Genomic DNA, 3,416 nt, shown 5'->3' on the forward strand with positions numbered 1-3,416 from the left:
CCACATGCCTTCGGATCGTTTCCATAACTCAGAATTTCTGCTGTGAATTAACAGCCATCCTTTGTCTTTGCCAAAAGAAAAATACTCATATGACTTATTGCCGATTACAGGCGACGGAATAAGTGCCCACTTAATACTCAGTATTTTTTCAAGATCAACAACATTTTTAAAATAATTAGTTGTATCAATTTCTACGTGGTAGGTTTCACCAAATGCGGAACAAAATAAAAAACCAATCAAAAAAAAGATAATTACTTTCTTAATATTTCGAATTATCATCTTGGGCTTTCCTGAAAGAAAATAACGATAGCTTTTTGTTTCTCTTTTTATGAGGTACATACAAAACACTTTATGCCCGGATGGTGCTGTATAAAAAGTTTATTTGACGTCATTGCGAGGATTCCGCACAAGCGGAAGACGTGGTAATCTCCAGAATTGAGCACGAATTCAGAAGATTGCTTCTTCCGGCAAAATGACAGGTTTGGGACTTTTGATACAGCCCAAAGGGAAGTATATTAGGCAACATTAGTATCAATCCGCTGACCATACTTCAATATTTCATACACTAACGGATTTGTCAGATTGAAGTCTTTCTCTCTGAATGGATGCGGCTCAATTCTACTATCAACTTTGCGTCTCAATCTCATTAACTCCAATTGTATATCTATGGAATTTTCAAATTCCTCAAGAATTACGGCAATGTCAATATCACTTTCTTCTTGATTTGTTCCCTTTGCGTATGAGCCGAAAAGAAACATCTGTTTGCAGTCATACTTTGTCATTAATAATGAAGCAAATTGTCGAGCAATTTTTAGAACATCTTTTTTATCCATTTACGTAACTCCTTTATCCTATCAACCCAAGACTTAGTATATTCTTGAGCGCATAAATTGTAAAAAATTACATTACACCAAAACCCCAAAAAGAATCAAAATAATTACAACCGGAGCTACATACTTAATTGTAAAAGACCATACTCCGGAAATAGAGAATCTTGCACATCCTGATTTAATCTCTTCAAGAGCATTGGAAGACTTCCAGATATGTCCTACAAAAACAGCAACAAAGAATGCTCCGATGCTAAGAGAAAGATTTCCCCAGATATGATTCATCAAATCAAGAAAGCCAATATGGATTAAGGGTATATCTGTAAAAAATCCTACTGCACCCTGAGAAAGTGCAGACGGTATACCTATCAGAAAAGCAATAACCCCGATAATAATTGAAATCTTTTTTCTGTCAATCTTCTTCTCATCAATAAAATAGGCAACTGGTACTTCAAGAATTGAAATCGTTGATGTTAACGCTGCTATTCCAAGAATCAGGAAAAAGAGCGGCCCGAAAAAAGCTCCTGCAGGCATTTTGGAAAAAAGAACAGGCAGAGTGTTGAACATTACTCCGGAGCCCTGATCAGGGCTCATGCCCTGGGAAAATATCGCAGGAAAAATAATAAACCCTGCTGTAATGGAAATAACAGTATTGAAAATTACTATCCATGCAGCAGACGACGGGAGGTTCTCTTTTTTATCTACATAAGAACCGTAAGTAATCATTGTACCCATTCCGAGGCTGAGGCTGAAAAGAGCCTGCCCGATTGCCTGTATAACAAGTTTAGGAGAAATGGCTCCCAAATCAGGTTTAAGATAAAAGGCAACTCCTTTTGAAGCACCTTTAAGGGTCACTGAACGGACAAGAAGAAGCAATAAAATTCCTAGAAGTATGGGCATAAGAATACGTGAATACTTCTCAATACCACCTGCCACTCCTTTTGAAACAATATAAACTGTAAGAAATATAAAAAATGCAAGAAGTGCAGTCATCATCCACCAGTTTGAAGTAAATGTAGAAAAACTCTCTGCAGCCTGGACTGAAGTAATATGCCTGAAGCTTCCTGCTACTGCTTTTACAAAATAGCCTACAGTCCAACCGGCAATAACAGAGTAGTAAGACAGAATCATAAAACCGGTGATTACTCCGAGGAACCCGACAAGTTTCCATTGTGAACCCGGTTTAATATAGTTAAAAGCGCCGACCGGATTTTTTCTTGTGTGCCTGCCGAGAGTAACCTCAGCTATTAAAACCGGTACTGCAATTATGACAACAGCAAGAAGATAGATTAGAACAAATACTCCGCCCCCGTTATGCCCCACAGTGTACGGAAATCTCCATAAATTTCCAAGCCCAACTGCAGACCCCGCTGCAGCAAGTATAAATCCAATCCTGCTGAAACTTCCTCTCTTATCAGCCATAAAACTATTCTCCTTGTCACATATTTGTTATTTACGATAAAACCCGCATCTTTTCCGCATCTTCGGGATGTTCTTTTTTAAATTTTACCCAGTATTCTGCAATTGACTTTTTCATATCCTTATGGAGCAGAAGAATTCCGAACAGGTTGGGAAGCGCCATAAGCACAATTGCAATATTTGCAAAATTCCAAACAACTGTAGTGTCCATCAGAGCTCCCAGAAAAAATACTACAATATAAACAAGCCTGTACGGAAGCACTGATTTTAAGCCGAACAGGTAGGTCATTGCCCTGTCTCCGTAATAAGACCAGGAAATAACAGTGGAAAACGCAAATAGCAAAAGCCCGATCGAAACAATATAATCGCCTTTATCTCCGAAAAATCCTCTCTTAAATGCCTCGGCTGTTAACATTGCGCTGTGTATTCTGGATCTTCCGATTACCTGAATTGAAGCATCATTTAATCTTCCATCTGATATGTTTAAAGCCCCTGTTAAAGGTTGTCCGTTCATTTTAAAAACCATATTTTCAGCTATAGATCTTGCATGAATGACAGTAACTTCTGCAGGCGCCTGGATTCTGCCGTTATCAAGTATTAACTTTCCTGAATAAGGTTTAACTTTATTGCCTTTCTTTCTGTTTATATGATCCCACAGTGCTGCAGCATCCTGTTTATTATTTTCATCGTAAACTCCTGCAACAACCTCCATGTCCGCTCTCTGAAAAACTATGCCGTCAGCTTTCTCTTTCCAGACTCCGGATGAAAGTATTGTTAGGCCGGTTAATGTACAAATAATAATTGTATCAATAAAAGGCCCGAGAGAAGAAACCATTCCTTCGGATATAGGTTCATCTGCAATTGCAGCAGAATGCGCTATAGCAGCGGATCCCTGTCCGGCCTCATTGGAAAATATACCCTGGCCTACGCCCTGCCTGAATGCAAGAGCAAAAGAGGCTCCTGCAAGACCGCCAAGTGCGGAATGACCGGTAAAAACATGAGCAAATACAGCTCCGAACGACGGGATTATATTCTGGTAATTAGCAAAAATAACTGTTAAAGCACCAAGAATATATATTATACCCATAACAGGCACAATCTTCTCTGTTACTTTTGCAATACGCTTTATACCGCCGATAATTATTAAGAATAAAAGTATTGCGAGAGAAC

General features: G+C 38.7%; 4 protein-coding genes. All 4 read right to left on the reverse strand.

The annotated features are described in order from the left end of the window. Positions 1-279 (reverse strand): hypothetical protein (locus J7K93_14070; GenBank protein ID MCD6118129.1); only part of this gene is annotated, 279 nt, incomplete at its 3' end. A 236-nt stretch (positions 280-515) separates the two neighbouring features. Continuing rightward, complete coding sequence (locus J7K93_14075) at positions 516-833, reverse strand: nucleotidyltransferase domain-containing protein (protein ID MCD6118130.1); 318 nt, start codon at positions 831-833, stop codon at positions 516-518. A 72-nt stretch (positions 834-905) separates the two neighbouring features. Continuing rightward, positions 906-2,249 carry a sodium-dependent transporter gene (locus tag J7K93_14080; GenBank protein ID MCD6118131.1) on the reverse strand — a complete coding sequence of 448 codons (1,344 nt, stop codon included), beginning with the start codon at positions 2,247-2,249 and terminating at the stop codon, positions 906-908. A gap of 31 nt (positions 2,250-2,280) precedes the next feature. Continuing rightward, the coding region (locus J7K93_14085) for an amino acid carrier protein (GenBank protein ID MCD6118132.1) at positions 2,281-3,416 on the reverse strand (1,136 nt) is incomplete at its 5' end.

This window comes from bacterium, from assembly GCA_021158245.1.
Lineage (GTDB): Bacteria > Zhuqueibacterota > QNDG01 > QNDG01 > QNDG01 > QNDG01.

Excerpts from the sequence above, each read along its gene's own strand:
- J7K93_14075 (MCD6118130.1), bottom strand. The coding sequence starts at position 833 with ATGGATAAAAAAGATGTTCTAAAAATTGCTCGACAATTTGCTTCATTA.
- J7K93_14080 (MCD6118131.1), bottom strand. The coding sequence starts at position 2,249 with ATGGCTGATAAGAGAGGAAGTTTCAGCAGGATTGGATTTATACTTGCT.